This window comes from Nonomuraea sp. B19D2 (assembly GCF_040137845.1).
GTDB lineage: Bacteria > Actinomycetota > Actinomycetes > Streptosporangiales > Streptosporangiaceae > Nonomuraea.
This window is the reverse complement of sequence record NZ_JBEFAK010000001.1, coordinates 366,727-387,930: the sequence shown is the minus strand read 5'-3', so window position 1 is coordinate 387,930 and position 21,204 is coordinate 366,727. Positions and strand designations below refer to the sequence as shown.

Annotated in this window: 17 protein-coding genes; 12 read left to right on the top strand and 5 right to left on the bottom strand. The window is 71.1% G+C overall.

The window, feature by feature from the left end; translation table 11 throughout:
- Positions 1 to 2: 2 nt before the first annotated feature.
- Genes ABN273_RS01985 through ABN273_RS01960 form a run of 6 tightly spaced genes read left to right on the top strand, consistent with a single transcriptional unit; the run spans position 3 to position 6,310 of the window.
- A complete protein-coding gene (locus ABN273_RS01985) occupies positions 3 to 929 on the top strand; it encodes an ABC transporter substrate-binding protein (RefSeq protein ID WP_349446840.1) in 927 nt (308 codons plus the stop codon).
- Positions 926 to 1,705 carry an ABC transporter permease gene (locus ABN273_RS01980; protein WP_349446839.1) on the top strand — a complete coding sequence of 260 codons (780 nt, stop codon included), beginning with the start codon at positions 926 to 928 and terminating at the stop codon, positions 1,703 to 1,705. The genes ABN273_RS01985 and ABN273_RS01980 overlap by 4 nt, the downstream gene beginning before the upstream one ends.
- The gene (locus ABN273_RS01975) at positions 1,702 to 2,493 is read left to right on the top strand and encodes an ABC transporter permease (protein ID WP_349446838.1); all 792 of its coding nucleotides are present in this window, start codon (positions 1,702 to 1,704) and stop codon (positions 2,491 to 2,493) included. The genes ABN273_RS01980 and ABN273_RS01975 overlap by 4 nt, the downstream gene beginning before the upstream one ends.
- The gene (locus ABN273_RS01970) at positions 2,486 to 3,256 is read left to right on the top strand and encodes an ABC transporter ATP-binding protein (RefSeq protein WP_349446837.1); all 771 of its coding nucleotides are present in this window, start codon (positions 2,486 to 2,488) and stop codon (positions 3,254 to 3,256) included. The genes ABN273_RS01975 and ABN273_RS01970 overlap by 8 nt, the downstream gene beginning before the upstream one ends.
- Positions 3,253 to 4,839 carry a thiamine pyrophosphate-dependent enzyme gene (locus ABN273_RS01965; protein ID WP_349446836.1) on the top strand — a complete coding sequence of 529 codons (1,587 nt, stop codon included), beginning with the start codon at positions 3,253 to 3,255 and terminating at the stop codon, positions 4,837 to 4,839. The genes ABN273_RS01970 and ABN273_RS01965 overlap by 4 nt, the downstream gene beginning before the upstream one ends.
- A gap of 10 nt (positions 4,840 to 4,849) precedes the next feature.
- On the top strand, positions 4,850 to 6,310 hold the full coding sequence (locus ABN273_RS01960) for a benzaldehyde dehydrogenase (protein WP_349446835.1): 1,461 nt from the start codon (positions 4,850 to 4,852) through the stop codon (positions 6,308 to 6,310).
- 115 nt (positions 6,311 to 6,425) lie between these two features.
- Here the strand turns inward: ABN273_RS01960 and ABN273_RS01955 are convergent, their stop codons facing one another.
- Complete coding sequence (locus ABN273_RS01955) at positions 6,426 to 7,274, bottom strand: bifunctional methylenetetrahydrofolate dehydrogenase/methenyltetrahydrofolate cyclohydrolase (protein WP_349446834.1); 849 nt, start codon at positions 7,272 to 7,274, stop codon at positions 6,426 to 6,428.
- A 261-nt stretch (positions 7,275 to 7,535) separates the two neighbouring features.
- Here ABN273_RS01955 and ABN273_RS01950 point away from each other — a divergent pair, with 261 nt between their 5' ends.
- From ABN273_RS01950 to ABN273_RS01940, 3 genes are read left to right on the top strand one after another with little or no spacing between them, the layout of a single operon-like run.
- A complete protein-coding gene (locus tag ABN273_RS01950) occupies positions 7,536 to 11,804 on the top strand; it encodes a glycoside hydrolase family 38 N-terminal domain-containing protein (RefSeq protein WP_349446833.1) in 4,269 nt (1,422 codons plus the stop codon).
- The gene (locus ABN273_RS01945) at positions 11,801 to 12,769 is read left to right on the top strand and encodes a DUF7158 domain-containing protein (protein ID WP_349446832.1); all 969 of its coding nucleotides are present in this window, start codon (positions 11,801 to 11,803) and stop codon (positions 12,767 to 12,769) included. The genes ABN273_RS01950 and ABN273_RS01945 overlap by 4 nt, the downstream gene beginning before the upstream one ends.
- Positions 12,769 to 13,692, top strand: coding sequence for an ROK family protein (locus ABN273_RS01940; protein WP_349446831.1), 924 nt, complete (start codon positions 12,769 to 12,771; stop codon positions 13,690 to 13,692). Before ABN273_RS01945 ends, ABN273_RS01940 begins: the two co-directional genes overlap by 1 nt.
- 225 nt (positions 13,693 to 13,917) lie before the next feature.
- On the opposite strand, the gene ABN273_RS01935 is transcribed toward ABN273_RS01940, so the two are convergent.
- A complete protein-coding gene (locus ABN273_RS01935) occupies positions 13,918 to 14,094 on the bottom strand; it encodes a hypothetical protein (protein ID WP_349446830.1) in 177 nt (58 codons plus the stop codon).
- 224 nt (positions 14,095 to 14,318) lie between these two features.
- Here ABN273_RS01935 and ABN273_RS01930 point away from each other — a divergent pair, with 224 nt between their 5' ends.
- Positions 14,319 to 15,365, top strand: coding sequence for a trypsin-like serine peptidase (locus tag ABN273_RS01930; protein ID WP_349446829.1), 1,047 nt, complete (start codon positions 14,319 to 14,321; stop codon positions 15,363 to 15,365).
- Between the two features lie 206 nt (positions 15,366 to 15,571).
- Here ABN273_RS01930 and purH read toward each other — a convergent pair whose 3' ends face one another.
- A complete protein-coding gene (gene purH / locus ABN273_RS01925) occupies positions 15,572 to 17,110 on the bottom strand; it encodes a bifunctional phosphoribosylaminoimidazolecarboxamide formyltransferase/IMP cyclohydrolase (protein ID WP_349446828.1) in 1,539 nt (512 codons plus the stop codon).
- Positions 17,107 to 17,742, bottom strand: coding sequence for a phosphoribosylglycinamide formyltransferase (purN, locus tag ABN273_RS01920; protein WP_349446827.1), 636 nt, complete (start codon positions 17,740 to 17,742; stop codon positions 17,107 to 17,109). The genes purH and purN overlap by 4 nt, the downstream gene beginning before the upstream one ends.
- A gap of 68 nt (positions 17,743 to 17,810) precedes the next feature.
- Between purN and ABN273_RS01915 the strand changes: the two genes are divergently transcribed.
- Complete coding sequence (locus tag ABN273_RS01915; protein WP_349446826.1) at positions 17,811 to 18,230, top strand: hypothetical protein; 420 nt, start codon at positions 17,811 to 17,813, stop codon at positions 18,228 to 18,230.
- A gap of 58 nt (positions 18,231 to 18,288) precedes the next feature.
- Here ABN273_RS01915 and ABN273_RS01910 read toward each other — a convergent pair whose 3' ends face one another.
- Complete coding sequence (locus tag ABN273_RS01910) at positions 18,289 to 19,914, bottom strand: cell division protein PerM (protein ID WP_349446825.1); 1,626 nt, start codon at positions 19,912 to 19,914, stop codon at positions 18,289 to 18,291.
- 244 nt (positions 19,915 to 20,158) lie between these two features.
- On the opposite strand from ABN273_RS01910, the gene galE reads away from it, so the two are divergent.
- Positions 20,159 to 21,136 (top strand): UDP-glucose 4-epimerase GalE, encoded by a 978-nt coding sequence (gene galE, locus ABN273_RS01905; protein ID WP_349446824.1) that lies wholly within the window; start codon positions 20,159 to 20,161, stop codon positions 21,134 to 21,136.
- The last annotated feature ends 68 nt before the right edge of the window (positions 21,137 to 21,204 follow it).

Below are 21,204 nucleotides of genomic sequence, written 5' to 3'. Positions count from 1 at the left end.
CCGTGCGTCGCGCTCTCATCGTCCTCGCCGCCTTACTCGTGGCCGCCTGCGGCGGCACCCAGCCCACCTCGACCGGCCAGACCAAGGTCAACGCCGGAGTGATCGCGATCGTCGACACCGCTCCGATCCACCTCGGCAAGGCCAAGGGCTTCTTCGACGAGCAGAACATCGATCTCACGATCACCCCCGTCCAGGGCGGCGCGGCCGCGGTCTCGGGGGCGGTGAGCGCGCAGTTCCAGTTCGCCTTCGCGAACACGACCTCGCTCCTGACCGCCAAGCAGCAGGGCCTCGACGTCAAGGTGGTCGCCAACGGCGTCTCCTCCACCGGCCGGCCGGGCAAGGACTTCAGCGCGGTGCTGGTCAAGCAGGACAGCCCGATCAGGACGGCCAAGGACCTGGCGGGCAGGAAGATCTCGGTCAACCAGCTCAAGAACATCGGCGACACGACCGTACGCGCCTCCGTGCGCAACGCGGGAGGCGACCCAGGCGGCATCGAGTTCGTGGAGCTGCCCTTCCCCGACGCGCCCGCCGCGCTGCAGAGCGGCCGGGTGGACGCCATCTGGGTGGTCGAGCCGTTCGTCAGCCAGGCCATCAGCCAGGGAGCGCGCCCCGTGGCCTGGAACTTCGCCGACGCCGCGCCCAATCTGACCGTCGCCATGTACTTCACCACGGGCAGGACCGACCCCGACCTCACCAAGCGGTTCACGGCCGCGATGCGTAAGTCGCTGGAGTACGCCGACTCGCATCCGGACGAGGTCAGAGAGGTGCTGAAGACGTACACCAAGATCACACCCGAGGTGATCGCGAAGATCTACCTGCCGAAGTGGCCCGTCGAGGTGAACAAGGCCTCCGTGCAGACCGTGGCCGACCTGGCGCTGGCGGACGGGGTGCTCAAGCAGAAGGTCGACGTCTCGGCGCTGGTGCCGTGACCGGTTCGCTGACGAGGATCGGGTACGGTCTCGCCGGACTCGGCGGGCTGCTGGCGCTGACGGAGGCCGTGCCGCGGCTCGGCCTGGTCGACGAGCGGTTCCTGCCGCCCGCCTCGCGCATCCTGGGCACGCTCGCCGCGGGGCTGGCCACGCCGGAGTTGTGGATCGCGCTGGGCGAGACCATGCGCGGCTGGGCGCTGGGGCTGGCGCTGGCGTTCTGCGCGGCGGTCGTGGCCGGCGTGGTCATCGGCATCGTGCCGGGGCTGCGCGCGCTGACGAACTCCACGGTCGAGTTCCTGCGGCCCATCCCGTCGGTCGCGCTGGTGCCGCTGGCGACGCTGCTGTTCGGGCCGTCGCTCGGCTCGACGCTCATGCTCGTCGTGTACGCCTCGTTCTGGCAGGTGCTCATCCAGGTCCTGTACGGCGTCGCGGCCGTGGACTCCGTGGCCTTCGACACCGCCAGGTCGTACGGGCTGTCGGCCTGGTCCAGGGTCAGGCACCTGGTGTGGCCGACCGCGCTGCCGTACGTCATGACGGGGCTCAGGTTGGCGGCGGTGGTGGCGTTCATCCTCGCGGTGACTGCCGAGCTGGTGATCGGCAGTCCCGGGCTGGGGGCGGAGATCCAGGTGGCGCAGAGCAGCGGGGCCGTGCCGACCGTGTACGCGCTGATCGTGCTGGCCGGGCTGGTCGGCATCGGGGTGAACGCGGCCGTGCGGCTGCTCGAACGGAAGGTGCTGGCCTGGCATCCGAGCGTCCGGTCGGAGGTGGCCGCATGAGAGCCGCCAGGCAGCCCAGGAGAGTCGTCAGGCTGCTCATGAGAGTCGTCAGGCTGCTCGCCCTGCCCGGGCTGCTGGTGCTGGTCTGGTGGGCGGTCAGCGGGAGCGCGTTCTACCTGCCGAGCCCGGGCGTGGTGGTGCGGGCGTTCGCCGAGACCTGGTTCTCGGCGCGCCTGCTCGAGGACGTGCTGCCCAGCGCCGGGCGGCTGCTGGCGGGCTACGCGGTGGCGGGGCTGCTCGGTGTGGGCCTCGGCGTGCTGATCGGGTCGTCGTGGCGGCTGCGGGCCACGCTTGAGCCGGTGCTGGAGTTCTTCAGGGCCATCCCGCCGCCCCTGCTGGTGCCGCTGATCATGTTGCTGGCCGGGATCGACACGCCCATGAAGGTGCTGGTCATCGTGTCCGGCTGCGTGTGGCCGATCCTGTTGAACACTGTGGCGGGCGTACGCGCGCTTGACGAGGTCCTCGCCGACACCTGCCGCATGTACGGGGTGCGTGGCGCGTCCAGGTTGCGGCGGTTCGTGCTGCGGGGAGCCAGCCCGCAGATCATGACCGGGCTGCGTCAGGCGCTGTCCATCGGGATCATCCTCATGGTCATCAGCGAGATGTTCGCCAGCTCCAGCGGGCTGGGGTTCACGATCGTGGTGTTCCAGCGGCAGTTCCAGATCGCCGAGATGTGGAGCGGGATCCTGCTGCTCGGGCTGCTCGGCCTGGCGCTGTCCGTCCTCTTCCGCCGCGTGGAGCGGCGGGTGTTGTCCTGGTACTACGGCAGTGGAGCCGCCCGTGCTTGAGATCTCCTCGTTGAACAAGGTCTACGAGAGCCCGGGTCGCCGGGTGGAGGCGATCCACTCGGTCACCTTCGGCGTCGGCGCCGGTGAGCTGGTGTGCGTGGTGGGGCCTTCCGGATGCGGCAAGACCACGTTGCTGAGGTGCGTCGCCGGGCTGCTGCCGGTCAGCGGGGGCGAGGTGCGGGTGGACGGCGCGCTCGTGACCGGGCCGCCGCCGCGCATGGCCGTGGTCTTCCAGGAGTACGGCAGGAGCCTGTTCCCCTGGATGACCGTGCGGCAGAACGTCGAGCTGCCGCTGAGGGAGAAGAAGGTGCCCGCCGGGCGCCGGCGCGAGCTGGTCGCCGGCTCCCTGGAGGCCGTCGGGCTCGGCGACGCCGCCGACGCCCATCCCTGGCAGCTGTCGGGCGGCATGCAGCAGCGGGTGGCCATCGCCAGGGCGGTGGCGTACGAGCCGCAGGTGCTGCTGATGGACGAGCCGTTCGCCGCCGTGGACGCGCAGACCAGGGCCGACCTGGAGGACCTGATCCTGCGGCTGTGGCGGGACCTCGGGGTGACCACGCTGTTCGTCACCCATGACATCGACGAGGCCGTGTACCTGGGGCAGCGGGTGATCGTGCTGTCCTCGTCCCCGACCGTGATCATGGAGGACCTGAAGATTGACCTGCCCCCCGAACGCGATCAGCTCGCGACCCGGTCGCTGCCTCGCTTCGGTGAGCTGCGCGGCCACGTGTACCGGCAGATCCAGCGGGCCAGGGGCGAGCGATGACGACGGTCAGGGACGCCACGTTCGACATGCTCAGGCGGTACGGGCTGACCACGGTCTTCGGCAATCCCGGCTCCACCGAGGTGACGCTGCTGACCGGGCTGCCGGACGACCTGCGTTTCGTGCTCGCCCTCCACGAGGGCTCGGTCGTGGGGATGGCCACCGGGTGGGCGCTCGGGCACGAGGCGCCCGCGCTGGCCGTCCTGCACACCACTGCGGGGCTGGGGAACGCGGTGGGGGCCATCGCCACCGCCCGGGTGAACCGGGTGCCGCTGGTGATCCTGGTCGGTCAGCAGGACCGGCGGCATCTGGCGCTGGAGCCGTTCCTGGCCGGGCACCTTCGCGGGCTGGCCGGGGAGTATCCGGTGCGGGTGGATCAGCCGGTGCGGGCGCAGGACGTGCCGGGGGCGGTGGCGCGGGCCTTTCACGAGGCGACGACCTTCCGCGGGCCCGCGCTGGTGGTGGTGCCGATGGACGACTGGGCGGCGCCCTGCTCCGGGGAGAGCGTGGCGGCGCCGGTCCGGGTGGTGCGGCCCGTCGCCGTCTCCGATGACGACCTGGCGCCGCTGGTGGAGCTGCTGTCGGGGGCCCGGTCCCCGGCGATCGTGGCGGGCGCGGGGGCGGGATGGGAGTCGCTGGTCCTGCTGGCCGGGCGGCTGGGTTGTCCGGTGTTCCAGGAGGCGTTCGGCGGGCGGGCCGGGTTCCCGCAGGACCATCCGCAGTACGCCGGGGTGCTGCCGGCCGACCGGGTCCGGCTGCGGGAGGCGTTGGCCTCTCATGACGTGGTGCTGGCGGTGGGGGCTCCGGTCTTCCGGCAGTACCCGTTCGCACCCGGGCCCCTGGTGGCGCCGGGGACGTCGGTCGCGGTGGTCACGGACGACCCGGCCGAAGCGCATCGGAGCCCGGCCGCCCTGGCCTACCTCGCCTCGCCGTCGGCCGTCTGTGCCCGCCTGGCCGCCCTGCTTCCGTCCCGGTCTCCGGTTGCGCGCCGTCCGGACGTGCCCGACATTCCCGAATTGCCAGCAGAAGGGCGGCCGTTGCGGGCGGCGCACGTGCTACGTGAGCTGGCGCTGCGGCTGCCGGACGACACCGTGCTGATCGAGGAGACCCCGTCCTCCCGCCCCGACCTGCACCGGCTCGTGCCCGCCAGGACCCCGCTCGGCTTCCTGTCGGCGGCCATGGGCGGGCTGGGGTTCGCCGTGCCCGCCGCGGTCGGCCTGCGGATGGCGCTCCCCGAGCGGCCCGTGGTCGCGGTCGTGGGCGACGGGTCGGCGCTCTACGGCATGCACGCCCTCTGGAGCGCTGCGCACTACCGGGTGGGCACGCTGTTCGTCGTGCTCGCCAACGGCCGGTACGCGGTCATGGACCGGCTGGCCGACAAGCAGGGCGGCAAGGCTCCGTGGCCGCCGTTCACCGAGGTGGACATGGGCGGGCTGGCCAGGTCGCTGGGGTGCCCGGCCCGGCGGGTGGACACGTACGACGAGCTGACGGCGGCGCTGGACGAGGTGCTGCCGTCGCTCGCGGCCCGCGAGGAACCCCTGCTGCTCGACGTGACCGTGACCGTGGACCCGGATTTCCAGCCTTAGGAGGCTCACCATGACGTTCCTCGACCCCAAGATCTGGACGGGATCGATCTTCGACGGCGGATGGACGGCCTCGCGGGCCGGTGATGCCCCGGTCATCGAGCCCGCGACCGGCGACGAACTCGGGCGCGCGGGCACGGCCGGCGCCGACGACGTGGCGGCGACGGCCGTACGGGCTCGGAAAGAGCAGCGGGCGTGGGCCGCGACGCCGTACGAGGAGCGGGCGGCGCTGCTGCGGCGGGCCGGGCGGCTGTTCGAGGAGCACGCGCAGGAGATCCAGGACTGGATCGTCCGCGAGTCCGGCGGCGTGCCGGGCAAGGCCGGGTTCGAGACGCACGTGGCGGCGCAGGAGTGCTACGAGGCGGCGGCGCTGGCCTCGCAGCCCCTGGGCGAGGTGCTGCCGACGGCCCGCAGGCGGCTCAGCTTCGCGCGGCGGGTGCCGGTCGGGGTGGTGGGCGTGATCGCGCCGTTCAACTTCCCGCTGATCCTGGGCATCCGGTCGGTCGCCCCGGCGCTCGCGCTGGGGAACGCGGTCGTGTTCAAGCCGGACCAGCGTACGGCCGTCTGCGGCGGGTTCGCGATCGCGCGCATCTTCGAGGAGGCCGGGCTGCCCAGCGGGCTGCTGCACGTGCTGCCCGGCGGTCCCGAGGCCGGTCAGGCGCTGGTCGCCGACCCGAACATCCCCGTGATCTCCTTCACCGGCTCGACCGCCGCCGGGCGCAAGGTCGGCGAGGCCGCGGCGCGCCTGCTCAAGCGGGTGCACCTGGAGCTGGGCGGGAACTCGGCGCTGGTCGTGTTCGACGACGCCGACCTCGGTCCGGCCGCGTCCGCGGGCGCGTGGGCGTCGTTCTTCCACCAGGGGCAGATCTGCATGACCTCGGGGCGGCACCTCGTGCACGAGGCCGTGGCCGAGGAGTACGTCGAGCGCCTCGCCGCCAAGGCCGCGGGCCTGCCGGTCGGCGACCCCGCCACCGGGCAGGTCGCGCTCGGGCCGCTCATCGACGCCGGGCAGCGGGACCGGGTGCACCGACTGGTCACCGCCAGCGTGGAGGCCGGGGCCAGGCTCGCCGCCGGCGGGACGTACGAGGGGCTGTTCTACCGGCCCACCGTGCTGGCCGGGGTGCCCGTGAGCGCGCCCGCGTACGCGGAGGAGGTGTTCGGGCCGGTGGCGCCGGTGACGACGTTCTCCACGCTGGAGGAGGCGGCGGCGCTGGCCGCGGACTCCGAGTACGGGTTGTCGCTGGGCATCCTGACCCGCGACGTGATGAAGGGGCTGGCGCTGGCCGACCTGGTGCCGACGGGGATCGTGCACATCAACGACCAGACCGTGGACGACGAGGCCGTGGCGCCGTTCGGCGGGGTGGGGGCCTCGGGGACGGGGGCCCGGTTCGGCGGCACCGGGGCGAACGTCGACGCCTTCACGGAGACGCAGTGGGTCACCATGCAGGGGGACATCGCCGCGTACCCGTTCTAGGTCTTTCGCGGGTGCCGCACGTTTGGCGTGCGGCACCCCACGTCTCGTCCGTCACGCGGTTTTGCGTCCGGCCCGTCGCGTCTCGCGGTCCGTGCTCGCGTGGCAGGGGCGCCGCTCAGTGGAGGCGCTCGGCGGCCTCCACCACGTTGGACAGGAGCAGGGCGCGGGTCATGGGGCCGACGCCGCCCGGGTTGGGGGTGAGGAACCCCGCTACCTCCGCCACGTCCGGCGCCACGTCACCGGCGATCTTCCCCTCCACCCGGGAGACCCCCACGTCGAGGACGGCCGCGCCGGGCTTGACCATGTCGCGGGTGATCAGGCCGGGCACGCCCGCCGCCGCCACCACGATGTCCGCCCGGCGCACGTGGCCGGCCAGGTCCTGGGTGCCGGTGTGGCAGAGGGTCACGGTGGCGTTCTCGCTGCGGCGGGTGAGCAGGAGGCCGAGCGAGCGGCCCACCGTGATGCCGCGCCCGACCACGGCCACCTCCGCACCCTTGATCGGCACGCCGTACTCCTGCAGGAGCAGCACGATGCCGTGCGGGGTGCACGGGAGCGGGGCGTCGACCATGTGGACGAGGCGGCCGAGGTTGACGGGGTGCAGGCCGTCGGCGTCCTTGGCCGGGTCCATGCGCTCGAGCAGGGCCATCGTGTCGAGGTGCTTGGGGAGGGGCAGCTGGACGATGTAGCCGGTGCACTCGGGTGAGGCGTTGAGCTCGTCGACGGCCGCCTCGACCTCTTCCTGGGTGGCGGTCGCGGGGAGGTCGACGCGGATGGAGGCGATGCCCACCTCGGCGCAGTCGCGGTGCTTGCCCGCGACGTAGATCTGGCTGCCGGGGTCGTCGCCCACCAGCACGGTGCCCAGGCCGGGCGTGATGCCGCGTTCCTTGAGCGCGGCCACCCGGGCCGTGAGGTCTGCCTTGATCTTGGCGGCGGTCGCCTTGCCGTCGAGTTTCACTGCGCTCATGCCGCAATCCTTCCATGTTCGCCCGCAGCCTCGGCACGCCCCCCGACCACCACCGGCGGCGCCCTCGTGGAACCTGCCACCGCCACCGGCAGGGCGCGCCCGCCGGCCTCGAAATCCGAGAGTTATCCACAGACAGCAGGCAGCCTGCGCCGAGTTATCCACAGGCAATCGCTGACATCGTTGTCATTGATCTTGGAAGGGCTTAGTGTTGCGGGCGCCAGCAACATGCTCAGGAGGTGTCCCCCCTTGCCTTGCCGCCTGTTGTCCGCAGAGTCGACCGACCTGTTCGTGGGCTCCCGCGACATGCCCCGCCAGGTGCTGAGAGTCAGCGTTGCCCAGGGAGAGCACGAGTCGCCGCTGGAGCTGCGCGGCGAGGGCGTGCGGCTGGCCGAGCTGGTGACCGTGCCCGCGGCCGCCGCCGTTCTCGAGGTGCCCCTGGCCGTGTCCGCGCCGCCGGGCAGCGCCGTGCCCTGCGTGATCATGCTGGGCGAGGAGTCGCTGGAGGTCACGGTCACGGCCGAGGAGCCGGGCTGGACGATGTATATGGTGTCCCACTTCCACTACGACCCGGTGTGGTGGAACACGCAGGCGGCCTACACCAGCCCCTGGGCGCTGCTGTCCGGCGACGGCACCACCAGACCGCTGTGGGAGCGAAACGCGTTCGCGCTGGTCGAGGCCCACATCGAGCTGGCGCTACGCGACCCCGACTACCGTTTCGTGCTGGCCGAGGTCGACTATCTCAAGCCGTTCTTCGACACCCACCCCGAGCGGCGGGCCGACCTGCGCGCCCTTATGGCCGAGGGCAGAGTCGAGCTGATCGGCGGCACGTACAACGAGCCCAACACCAACCTGACCGGCGCCGAGACGACGATCCGCAACCTCGTCTACGGCATCGGCTACCAGCGCGACATCCTGGGCGGCGACCCGCGCACCGCGTGGCAGCTCGACGTGTTCGGCCACGACCCGCAGTTCCCCGGCTATCTTGCGGCGGCCGGGCTGACCGGCAGCGCATGGGCGCGCGGGCCGTTCCACCAGTGGGGCCCGATCAGCAAAAACTTCAAGCAGGCCAAGAACGACGCCGCGCTGATGCAGTTTCCCAGCGAGTTCGAGTGGATCTCGCCGTCCGGCCAGGGGGTCCTGACCCACTACATGCCCGCCCACTACTCCGCGGGCTGGAGGATGGACTCCTCGCCCTCCCTGGACGAGGCCTGCCAGGCGGTCTACGACCTCTACCGCTCGCTCAAGCCGGTGGCCGCGACCAAGAACATCCTCCTCCCGGTCGGCACCGACTACACCCCGCCCAACAAGTGGGTCACCGACATCCACCGCACGTGGGCGAGCCGCTATGTCTGGCCCAGGTTCGTCTGCGCCACGCCCCGGGACTTCCTGGACGCCGTCCGCGCCGACATGTCGTCATTCAGCCCCCAGACCCGCGACATGAACCCCATCTACACCGGCAAAGACGTGTCGTACATCGACACCAAGCAGGCCCAGCGCGCCGCCGAGGTGGCCGCGCTGGACGCCGAGCGGCTGTCGACGTTCGCGACCCTGCTCGGGCTCGGCGGCTACCCGCACACGGCGCTCGACAAGGTGTGGCGCCAGCTGGCCTACGGCGCGCACCACGACGCGATCACCGGCTCGGAGTCCGACCAGGTCTACATCGACCTGCTGGCCGGGTGGCGAGAGGCGTACGACCTGGCCACGACCGCTCGAGACAACGCCCTCGCCGCCCTGACGGGCCGGATCGGGGTGGACACGCCGAGCGTGGTGGTGACCAACACCCTGCCCTTCGCCCGCGACGGCCTGGTCCGCGTCCCCCTGCCGACCGGGCACACCCTCGCCGACCCCTCCGGCACCGAGGTCCCCGCCGTCTGGGAGCAGGGCACGCTGACCTTCCTGGCCCGCGACGTTCCGTCGATGGGCTGGCGCACATACCAGATAGCGAACGGCTCCCCCGCCCCCTGGCGCCCGGCCAGAGCCGACGACCTCACCACCCCAAGGGCCGCCGCCGGCACGGCCGACGGGGCGCCGGCCATCGACCCGATCACCATCCAGAGCGACCGATGGCAGGTCACGGCCGATCCCTCCCGAGGCGGCACGCTCACCTCGATCCTCGACCGTTCATCCGGCCGGGAGCTGCTCACCGGGCTCGGCAACGAGCTCCGCCTGTACGACGAATATCCCCAGCACCCGGACATGGGCGAGGGCCCCTGGCACCTCATCCCCACGGGCCGGGTGGTCGGCTCCGCCGACGCGCAGGCGGTGACCGCACGCACCGACACCAGCCCGATAGGCCAGCGCCTGATCGTCACGGGGCAGGTCGGCGAGATCGCCTACGAGCAGACCCTCACCCTGCTGCACGGCTCCGGCCGGATCGACTTCACCACCCGCGTGCTCGACCACACCGGCGCCGACCGCCTGCTCCGCGTCCGCTTCCCGGCCAGGGTCGAAGGCGCGCTACCGGTGTCCGACGTCTCGGGTGCCGTGGTGGGCCGCGGCTTCGCGCTCCCCGACGTGGACTCGGCCGAGCACCCGTGGACGCTCGACAACCCGGCCAACACCTGGTTCGGCCTGTCCGCCACGGCGAAGGCCGATCTGGGCGAGGCGGGCGCGCGGGCCTTGGGCGTGGCCGAGGTCGTGGTGCCCACCCTGGCGGACGCCCCGGAGGCCCGCGACCTGGTGGTGGCCCTGGCCCGCGTGGGCGTGACCGCCACCACGTCATCCGCTCCAGGCACCAGGTACGGCTGGCTCGACGTCGACTCGAACCTTCCGGACGTACGCATCGTCCTGGGCGGCCCCGACACCAACCCGCTCGCCGCCGAGATCCTCTCCCGAGCAGACCCGGTCTACCTGGACACCCTGAAGTCGGGCGCGTCCCGAGTGTGGATCCCGGCCGAGCGCCCGCTCGCGGCGGTCTGGCAGCCGAGCGCCGACCTACGCGACGTACGCGCGCTCCCGGCCCTGATCGTCACAGGCCCGGTCGCCGACCTGGTGACAGACCTGAAGGACGCGACGATCGAAGCAGTATGCCCCCTGGGCACGGAGAGCCTCGACAACCGCACGGTCGCGCTGCTCGCCTACGGCCTACCGGGCTTCGCGGTGGACCCATCGGGCGCACTGCACCTGTCGTTGATGCGCTCCTGCACGGGCTGGCCGTCCGGCATCTGGCTGGACCCACCGCACCGCACGACGCCGGACGGCTCAGGCTTCCAGCTCCAACACTGGACGCACGAGTTCTCCTACTCCCTGGTCGCCGGCGAGGGTGACTGGCGAGCCCAGCAACTGCCCGCCAAGGCCCAGGAGCACATCACGCCTCTGCTGCACCGCACCATCACAACCCCCCAACCCGGCGATCTTCCTCAAACCCACTCCCTCCTGACCCTCACCCCCGCCGGAGACGTCCTCCTGGGCACCCTCAAGGCCACCGGAAACCCCCACGCCCACGGCCACACCACCGGGCCGGACCAAGGCGTGACGATCCGCTTGGTCGAATCCACCGGCCTGGGCTCCACAGCAGAGATCAGCTCCCCGCTCCTCCCCCTGCACTCCCTCACCCACTCCAACCTCCTGGAACACCCCGGCACCCCGGTCACGGCCCCCAACCTCCACCTGACTGGCTCCGAAATCGCCACATACCTGGCCACCACCAGCCGGGACACCACTGGCGAACCCGGCACCGTGCTCCCACAGCCCAAACCCGAGCTCGGCCCCACAACAGAGCAGGCCCAGCCGGTCTTCACCCGCTACTGGCTCCACAACAAGGGCCCGGCCCCGCTCGGCTACCTGCCGATCTCCCTGACGATCAGCCCCGGCCTGGTCACCCCGCCGGACGGAGAGCCGTTCGACGTGGACGTGGTGCTCTCCTCCCACCTGACGGACGAGCCCCACGAGGGTCTGGTCTCCCTCCGCCTCCCGGAAGGCTGGACCGCCGCCCCCGCCCAACGCGCCTTCCGCCTCCCTCCAGGCGGCCACCTCCGCTTCCCGGTCACCGTGACCCCACGGCCGGCACAGCCTCCGTCCGCCACTCCCGCGGACGACGGCCCTGCCACGGGCCTGCACTTCATCTCCGCCCGCACCTCGGTAGGCGGCCAGCTCATCGAAGACGTCACCACGGTCGCCCTCGGCAGCACCCCCGAACTCCCGGTCCAGGGCGCACCGCCCGCGACCATCAGGGCCGACCGCGGCACCAAGTCCGCCGAGGCCCGCCCCACCGGCCTGTCCGTCTCCCCCCTCACCGACGCTCTCACCCTCCGCCCCGGCACCAGCACCTCGCTCGTGCTGAGGCTCACCAACACCACCTCCGACGAGATCCGCGGCGAGTCCCAACTCGCGTCACCCTGGGGGACGTGGCACCTGCTCCCCGAGGTCATCCAGGGCTTCGCGGTCGCAGCGGGCGAAACGGTGGACGTGGCGTTCCCGGTGGAGGTGCCAGAGGACGCACCAGCCGGCCACGCCTGGGCCCTGGCCAAGGTCATGTGGTTCGGCCGCTGCCAGTACAGCCCGGCGATCCGCCTGGAGGTGACCCGGTGACGGTGCGCGTGCGTCCGCCTGCCGCCGGCCCGCCCTCGGCACCCGGCGTGGGCGCGGTGGCCGGGTGGGTCGACGGTCGTCCGATCCCCCGCGAGCGGCTCCAACGACGAATCGCCGACCTGCGCAACGGGCCCTTCCGCGCGACGCTGCCCGTGCCCGGAAGCTCGGAAGACCGTCAACTCGCCAGGTGGCTGACCCAGGTCATCCTCACCGAGGCGCTGTGCGAAGCGGTGGCGTCGGAGTTGGAGCTCGATCCGGTGGAGGCCGAGCCGTTCGAGGGCGTGGCGGCCGTCGAGCTGGGCTCCATCAACACCGCCGCCTACAACGGCAACCCGTGGGTGCGCGCCGTGTTCAAGCACGTCACCGCCGCCACGGAAGCCCCACCGGAGTGGCGATCCCCCGCCCCAGCCGGGCGCTCACCGCAGCACCTCATCCGGCACCGCCTCTTCCCGGACCGCTCGAGCGCCCACCAGGCGACGCCCGACACCCTCGACCCGCTCGGCCCGGCCTCGCTCGACTCCCTACCTGCGGCAATAGCCGACGCGCTCCAACGCCATCCACACGGCACCCTGGTCGGCCCGGTGCAGGACACCTTGGGCTGGCACGTCGCAATCGTCACCGCTGCCACTACGGCCACGGCAACGCAGCTGCCGCCGGACACCGCCCCCGCGGAACGCCTCAACGGCCACGCGGCGAGTGCCACCATCGACCCGAAAGAACGAGGAGCCGCCCTTCGGCCAGAACCAAGATCTCCTTTGCCGCCCGCATGCGATGCACCCACCTCAGCCGAGCAAGCCACCACCCACCCCCAATCCGACCGGAGTGGAGCGACGCTGCTCGATGCCGCGCGGCGAAGGGCCTTCGCGCGCTGGCTGGATGACATGCGCGCCCAGAAGGTCGAACTCGTGCCCGGACTTGAACACCCTGGCGATCCCCGCCAGCCCGACAACCACCACAAACATTGATGACCTACGTACTTGCCATTGACATCGGAGGAACCAAACTCGCCGCCGCATTGGTGGACGAGGAGGGTTCCGTGTTGCGTTCCGGTACGCGGCCCACGCCACGTACGGACGTCATGGCCGCCCTGGCGGCGCTCATCGCGGAAGTGACCGAGGACGGCCCGCCGCCACAAGCCGTCGGGATCGGCTGCGCCGGGCCACTGGACCTGGCCACCGGGACGGTGAGCCCAGTGAACATGCCCAGTTGGCGCGGCTTCCCCCTGCGTGAGGAGGTGCGGAAGCTGACGGGACTGCCCACCGTGCTCGCGGGCGACGCGCAGTGCTTCGCGCTCGGGGAGCACTGGCTGGGGGCGGGACGTGACAGTGCCTCGTTGCTCGGGATCGTGGTGTCCACCGGGATCGGCGGCGGACTGGTGATCGACGGCAGACCGCTGCTGGGACCGACCGGGAACGCCGGACACGTCGGCCACATGTCCATCGATCCAAGCGGCGAGCGGTGCGAGTGCGGCGGCCGGGGTTGCGTCGAGCGCTACTCCAGCGGTCCCAACCTCGCCCGCTGGGCCCTGGAGAACGGCTGGTCGCCCGCACCGGGCCAATCGGACGGGAAGGCGGACGCGCGAGCACTCGCCAGGGACGCCGCGGCCGGCGATCCGGTGGCGGTGGCGGCGTTCGAACGCGGTGCGCGGGCGCTGGCCGGGATGATCGCCTCCACGGCGGCCGCAGTCGAGATCACCACGGTGGTCATCGGGGGCGGCGTGTCGGCGGCGGGAAAGGTGCTGTTCGACCCACTGGAGCGCATGCTGGACGACGTGGCAGGGCTGGCGTTCGTCCGGGCGGTGCGGGTCCACCAGAGCACCCTGGGCGTGCACGCGGCCCTGGCAGGGGCGGCCCGGTTGGCCTGGCAGCGCATGCCTACGGCCCGCTAGCCCCTTTTCGGGGGTGGGCCTTTCGCCGGCACCTTGACCATCGCGACCCCGCGGTCGGCCTCCCGGCCGCGGGCTTATCCGCCCTGTGGCCGGTTCCTCGGCGCGGATCCGCCAGGCGTCGAGGAGGGCGGGTGTCGCCGGTGTGCTGCTGGAACAGCGCCACGAGCGTATCCCGCCCAGCGGTCGTGGACCGGCCGCTGACGTCCAGTGTGGGCGGGCCTGTGGCTACTCGCGCTCGGCTGCCTGGGCTTCGCGGCGCTCGATGATCCGGCGGGTGAACGGGATGATCTCGACGACACGGCTGCCGAGGTAGGCACCGATGAGGGCGAGCACCACGAGGACGAAGGGGCTGGTGGCGATGCCGTTCATGGTGACGAATGCCTGCAGGATCGGCTCGAGCAAGGGAAGCTCCGTGGGGGTCGGCACGGTAGGGGAGCCATCAGGCTAACCGCATCTCACGGATGCCTGGGCATCGGTGGGACCCGCCTGCCCCTCAACGCGTCAGTTCACAGCAGGTTTGCAGACAGGAATCATTGATCGTTACAGGTCAGCCAGGTAGCGTCTGCTCCCGGTGGCGATCACCTGTTCGAATTATCGCCACCTCGAGCAGATCTGGAGATGGCAAGATGAAGCGAATATTAGGGGTATTGGCCGTCGGCGTGCTGGCCTCGGGTCTCGTTGCCGCGCCTGCCGGTGCCTCCAGCGTGACGAGCGACCCTCTGGTCTCTTCTCAAACGGTCGCTGTCGAGGTCGCGGCGTTCTGGCTTGGCAACGGCGGTGCCAACCTGAAGAACGCCACCCCGTACAACGTGCAGACCGCCGTCGACGAGGTCATCTCCGGGGGCGGCGTCTCCCCTGACACCAAGCCCGGCAGCGTTTCGCCGGTGCTTCCGACCAGCTCTGGCTCGGCGAACGGCAAGGTGCCCACCGCCTCGGGCAAGGTGTTCTTCGTCGGCGCCGACGGCCAGCCACACTGGTGCACGGGTAGCGCCGTGCAGTCGCAGTACCGCAATCTCGTGGCGACCGCAGGCCACTGCATGTACGACACCCAGCGTGTTGACGCCACGCTCGACAAGTGGGTCTTCGTTCCCGGCTACGCCGATGGCACGACTCCAAAGGGTCTCTACGTCGGAAAGCTGGGGTTCGGCCATTACGACTTCCGCACGTACCGCGACTACGACCGCGACTACGCCTTCGCCACCGTCTACAGCGGCGTCGTGTCCTCAGCCTCAGGTGAATTGAGCAATTTCGGCAGGCTGGTCGACAACGTCGGCGGTCAGGGCGTGGCCTGGAACCAGCCGCTGAACTCCCAAGTCGACGTTTTCGGCTACCCTGCCGGGCCGCACCCCGACGGCCAGCGGCCTTACACGGGTGAGACCATCGAATCGTCCAGCGGCCACACGGCCACCGCGATGGTCCCCAGCTTGAAGGCCGAGCAGTTCACCGCCGTCGACTCCTCGTTCACCGGTGAAGGCGCCCTCGGCTCCTCCTGGTTGCTGCACTATGACAAGGGCAGCGGCAGAGGCTACCTCAACGGCCTCACCGTCAGCGTCGCCGACACCGATGGAAACCTGCGTTACGACACGAGCCTGTCTCCTTACTTCGATGGCGAACTCGGGGCGATCTACCAGGCCGCTGCCGCGTCGTGGAGCGGCTCGCTCCTGCCCGGGTAACCGGATCCCGCAGCCCCCTCAGAAGGGACGTCACAGCTCCCGTGAACCGATAGAACGGCCGCTAGGCGGACCTGCGGGGTCCGCCCGGCGGTGGTCGAAGACGGGATATCTCGTGCGGCATCATGACGCGACGAGCAAGCGGTCATCGGCCATGGCGGGCCTCCCCGGTCAGGGCGGTGCGGCTGCCCTGCCGGGAGGGTGGCGGGTCAGTGGAAGAAGTGGCGGGTGCCGGTGAAGTAAAGGGTGATTCCGGCCTGCTCAGCGGCCTCGATGACCAGTTCGTCCCGGACCGAGCCGCCGGGCTCCACGATGAAGCGTACGCCGGCGTCGATCAGCACCTGAGCTCCGTCCGGGAACGGGAAGAACGCGTCCGAGGCTGCGACCGCCCCGGCCGCCCGCTCCCCCGCCCTGGCGACCGCCAGGCGGCACGAGTCCACCCGGTTGACCTGGCCCATGCCCACGCCCACGGTCGCCCCGTCGCTGGCCAGCAGGATGGCGTTCGACTTCACCGAGCGGCAGGCGCGCCAGGCGAACTCCAGGTCGGCGAGCTGCTCGGGCGAAGCAGGCGTGCCGGTCTTGAGCTCCCACTGGGCGGCCGAGTCGCCGGGTGCGTCCACCTTGTCCACGGTCTGCGCCAGGAGCCCGCCGTCGATCTCTCGGAGCTCGGTCTGCCGCGACGGCCCCTCCGGGCAGCGCAGCAGGCGCAGGCTCTTCTTGCCCCGCAGCACCTCCAGCGCCTCCGCCTCATAGGACGGGGCGATGACGACCTCGGTGAAGATGTCGTAGATCTGCCTGGCCAGCTCGACCGTGACCTCGCGGTTGACGGCGATCACGCCGCCGTACGCCGACACGGGGTCGCACGCGTGCGCCTTGCGGTGCGCCTCCGCCACGTCGGCGCCGATGGCGATGCCGCATGGGTTCTGGTGCTTGATGATGGCCACGCACGGCTCGGCGAAGTCCCAGGCGGCCCGCCACGCGGCGTCGGAGTCGAGGTAGTTGTTGTACGACATCTCCTTGCCGTGCAGCTGCTCGGCGTTGGCCAGGCCGTCCGCGCTGCCCACGTAGAGCGCGGCGCGCTGGTGCGGGTTCTCGCCGTAGCGCAGCGTGGCCTTGCGCTCGTACGTGGCCCCCGTGAACCCGGGGAACTCGCCGTCCTCGTACGTCCGCGCGAACCAGTTGGCCACCGCCACGTCGTACGAGGCCGTGTGCGCGTAGGCCAGGCCCGCGAGCCGCGTGCGCTCGGTCAGCGTGAAGCCGCCCTCGGCCAGCGCGTTGCGTACGTCGCCGTAGAAAGCGGGGTCGACCACCACGGCGCAGGTGTTGTGGTTCTTCGCGGCGCCCCTGATCATGGCGGGACCGCCGATGTCGATCTGCTCGACGCACTCCTCGTCGGACGCGCCGGAGGCCACCGTCTCCTGGAACGGGTAGAGGTTGACCACGACGAGCTGGAACGGGTCGATCTCCAGCTCCTGCAGCTGGGTCACGTGGTGCGGCTTGGTGACGTCGGCCAGCAGCCCGGCGTGCACGCGCGGGTGCAGCGTCTTGACCCGCCCGTCCAGGCACTCCGGGAACCCGGTCAGCTGCTCGACCTTCGTCACCGGGATGCCGTACGACGAGATCGCGGCGGCCGTGCCACCGGTCGAGACGATCTCCACCCCTGCGCCGTTGAGGGCCCTCGCCAGCTCCTCAAGCCCGGACTTGTCGTAAACAGCGATCAGCGCGCGCCGGATGGCGATGCGAGTCACGTGGATTCCCCTCCTGTTTCGTTGCCGATGCGGACGATACGTCCGCTGACCGTCCAGCCCTCGCGGACCATCCGGCCGACGATGTCGACGAGCAGGCGCCGTTCGACGGTCTTGATGCGTTCGTGCAGGACCGTCTCGTCGTCATCCGGAAGCACGGGCACCGCCTCCTGAGCGATGATCGGCCCGCTGTCGACGCCCTCGTCGGCCAGAATCACCGTGCAGCCGGTCACCTTCACCCCGTGGGCCAGCGCGTCCCGCACGCCGTGCGCGCCGGGGAACGACGGCAGCAGCGCCGGATGGGTGTTCAGCACGGGAAAGGCGTTCAGGGTCGGCTGACCCAAAATTTTCATGAAGCCCGCCGAGACCACCAGGTCAGGCTCGTACTCTGCGATCCTGGCCGCGATGGCGGCATCCCATTCCGCCCGTGTCGCATAGTCGCCCAATTTTTCAACAAAAGTCGGGATATGGGCCCTCTCTGCCCTGGCCAGACCCTCGATCCCATCCCTGTCCGCGCCGACCGCGACCACGCGAGCGCCGTACGACGGGTCGGCGGAAGCGTCCAGCAGGGCCTGTAGGTTGGTTCCAGAGCCGGAGACGAGGACGACGAGCCGCCCAGCCTTTGACACGCGCACTCCAAAGAGGAAACAGGGTAGGGCTGTCAGAGTATCTGTTCCTCGCCCGGCGACGCAGAGGAGGTCAGGTGTCGACACCGGTGAAGGCACCGGCAGGCCAGCAGCCCGCTGATTCGGCGGGCCGCCGAGCGATCTGGTTGTCCATCGCAGCGCTGGCCATGACGTTCATGTTGCCGCTCGCCGGACTGGTCATGGCGTTGTTCGCGCTGATGGCCGGGATCCGGGCTTACCCGCTGCTGAAGTCCTCGGGCCGGTCCACAGGCGCCGCCGTGGGCGGCATCACCGTCTCCTCGATCGCGCTGGCGCTGTCGGCCATGGCCACGGGGATGCAGCTCTACCTGATGGACGAATACTCGGCCTACCAGGAGTGCATGAAGGGCGCGGGGACCGTTTCCGCGCAGGGCGAATGCTTCGCGCAGTTCAGGGAGGCGGCCCAGCGCAAGCTCCCCGCCGACGTGCTGGAGATGCTCGGCGCCATGCAGCCTTAGCCAGGGCGCGGCCCGGCCGGCCAGGACCGCCCTCGCTCGCGGCTGGAGCTGGTGCCGCCTAGTCGCGGTCCCAGGCGTACGGGTCGACGTAGATCACATGGCCGCCGCGGTCGTCTGACTCGTCCACGATGTCCTTGCGCGGTGGGCGGGTCGGCTCGGGCGGGCGCGGGCGGGCCTGGGCCAGGGTCTCCGCCTCGGCCGAGGCGTGCTCGTCCTGCCAGTCGTCCCTGATGACCGGGATCTCCTGGGTGTCGGCCTCGGTGGCGTCCATCCAGTGGCCGGGCAGGGGGCGCGGGTCGGACTCCGCCAGCCCCACCTTGCTCGCCGCCTTCGCGATGGCGGCCCCGGCCTTGCGCACCGGAGCGGCCGCCTTGTCGAGCGGCGCGCGAGCACGCTTGTTGAGCAGCAGCAGGTTGGTCACCCCGGCGGAGATGCCCGCGGCCACGCCGACCTCGAGCGCCACCGACAGCGCCACCTCCCAGGGCGAGGGCCCCACCGCGGCCAGCCGGCCGCCGCCGATGGGCCCGCCGGACAGCGCCGCCAGCCCTCCCGCCACGAGCCCGGTGACGACGCCGCTGAGGAACCCCCAGAGCGGCGCGGCCTCATAGGACGGCGACGGCGAGATCCTGGCCACCATCACCCCGGCCACGGCCCCCGCGGCGAACGGCAGCGCGATCACCGCCATCATCCACGCCGGCACGGGCCCGCTCTCCGGCAACGCCCCCAGCAGCGGCAGGCTCGGCACCGTGCCGAGCTGCACCCCAGTGGGCGCGACCAGGGTGTCGGCGCCGATCGCGAACCCGGGCCCGGCGATGTAGGAGGAGGCCCAGATGACGGCGTTCAGCAGGTAGAGCAGTTGCAGCAGCAACAGCAGCACACCGCCAACGAACCCGGGCGCCAGCACGTCGGACAGCTCCTTGACCTGCCCGAAGTTGAGCACGACGGCGACCAGCACCAGCGCGAGCCCGGCCACGAGCAACACGGCCGTGGCGACCGCCGTTCCGACGGTGAGCGCGCGTACCCGCTCGGGCAACAGCCGCAGCATCACCTGCCAGGGGCCGATCATCCGCGCCGTCGCCAACGCCCCCGCCACGAACGCCAGCGCGAAGTGGCTGAGCAGCGCCTCGCCGATGTACGGCTGGGTGATCTCGTTGCTCGCCGCGAGCGCGATCAACCCCGCGAGCAGCGCGTACGGGGCCGCCAGCGACACCCCGGCCTGCACCACCAGGACAAGCTGGGCCCGCCGGCGGGCTCCGGCCTGCTCCTTCGGGCTGTTCTTCGGCAGCCGGGCAGGCAGTCGCAACCGCAGGTCCGCATCGCGCGCCATCCACCGGCCGGCGCGATAGAGCAGCACGGCGGGCAGGATCGTCAGCCCCAGGGGCAGCAGCCCGACCCGCCCGCCGGGTATGGCGAACCCGGCGTGGTGCGCGACCAGCCAGAGCTGGGCCGCGGTGCGGAACACGCCCGGCAGCCCAGAACCCAGCGTGCCGCGCGGCGCGGCGATCCAGCCGACGAGGGTGAGCGTGGTGAGTGCGGCCAGCCCGACGCCCAGCGTGCATGCGGCGGCCAGCATCCCCGACACGGGTAGCGGCCGCCTCGTCTCGTCATCGTCGCCCGAGACCCCGGGGAGCTTGCCGAGCACCGACCGGGGGGCAGTGCGCAACTGGTCGAGAATCGCCGTCACAGTAGGCGATTTTCTCAAGGTTTCCCGACCAGCGCTTGGTTGACGCGCCGCCCCTTGCCCACTTTGTAACCCGAGAGCCTCCCGGTTCAGGGGTACGGGCGCGGCCCCACAGGGTCCGGTCGCCGCGCGAGGGGGCCCAGGGCACGTTGTCACGGTGGCCGGTCAGGTGCGGCGGGTGGCACCCACCGCGCTCCGCCGTACAAGATGATGGGTTCCAAAAACTGGCCGACGCTAGGGAGCTGGGATGCGTGTATTGGTTACTGGTGGGGCCGGATATATCGGGAGCACCGTCGCGTCCGCGTGTCTCGACGCCGGGATCGAGCCCGTCATTCTGGACAGCCTCGTCACGGGCAGGCGGGAGTTCGCTCAGGGGCGGGTGTTCTATGAGGGGGATATCAGCGACGGTCCACTGATTGACAAGATATTTTCCGAAAATCCGGATATTGAGGCTGTCGTCCACTGCGCCGCGCTCATCGTGGTGCCGGACTCCGTGTCCGACCCCATCGGCTACTACCGCGCGAACGTCGCCAAGAGCCTCGAGTTCGTCGATCACCTGCTCCGCAACGGCCGCACCCGGATGATCTTCAGCTCCTCCGCGTCCATCTACCGCACGGGCGACGACCACACCGTGAACGAGGAGTCCCCGCTCGACCCCCAGAGCCCTTACGCCCGGACCAAGGCGGTGTGCGAGGCCATGTTCGCCGACATCGCCGCCGGTCACCCGATCAAGATCCTCTCACTGCGCTACTTCAACCCGATCGGCGCCGACCCCCAGATGCGCACTGGCCTGCAACTGCGCCGCCCCAGCCACGCCCTGGGCAAGATGATCGAGGCGTACGAGGACGGCGTGCCCTTCCAGATCACCGGTACGAACTATCCGACCAGGGACGGCACGGGCATCCGCGACTACGTCCACGTCTGGGATCTGGCCACCGCCCACGTGGCGGCACTGCGCCGGTTCGACACGCTGGAGGCCGGCGTGATCAACCTGGGCACCGGCGCGGGCACCACCGTCCGTGAGCTGGCCGAGGCGTTCAACCGCGTCGTCGACCGGCCGATCGAGGTCGTCGAGGCGCCCCCGCGCCCCGGCGACGTGGCCGGCGCCTACACCCGCAGCGACCTGGCCCACCGCCTGCTGGACTGGCGGGCGAGCCACTCCATCGAGGAGGGCATCAGGCACTCGCTCGAATGGGCGCGCATTCGGGAGTCCCGGCTCGGCTAGACCGGCATCGGTCGCCGGAGTACGATCCGCCGCCAGGTCGCACGCCGTGCTCGGCCACCTGCAGGCCG

Bases quoted from the DNA above. Each gene is read 5' to 3' on its own strand.
- galE (WP_349446824.1), top strand. From the start codon at position 20,159: ATGCGTGTATTGGTTACTGGTGGGGCCGGATATATCGGGAGCACCGTC.
- ABN273_RS01960 (WP_349446835.1), top strand. From the start codon at position 4,850: ATGACGTTCCTCGACCCCAAGATCTGGACGGGATCGATCTTCGACGGC.
- ABN273_RS01930 (WP_349446829.1), top strand. From the start codon at position 14,319: ATGAAGCGAATATTAGGGGTATTGGCCGTCGGCGTGCTGGCCTCGGGT.
- ABN273_RS01975 (WP_349446838.1), top strand. From the start codon at position 1,702: ATGAGAGCCGCCAGGCAGCCCAGGAGAGTCGTCAGGCTGCTCATGAGA.
- ABN273_RS01940 (WP_349446831.1), top strand. From the start codon at position 12,769: ATGACCTACGTACTTGCCATTGACATCGGAGGAACCAAACTCGCCGCC.
- ABN273_RS01955 (WP_349446834.1), bottom strand. From the start codon at position 7,274: ATGAGCGCAGTGAAACTCGACGGCAAGGCGACCGCCGCCAAGATCAAG.
- ABN273_RS01965 (WP_349446836.1), top strand. From the start codon at position 3,253: ATGACGACGGTCAGGGACGCCACGTTCGACATGCTCAGGCGGTACGGG.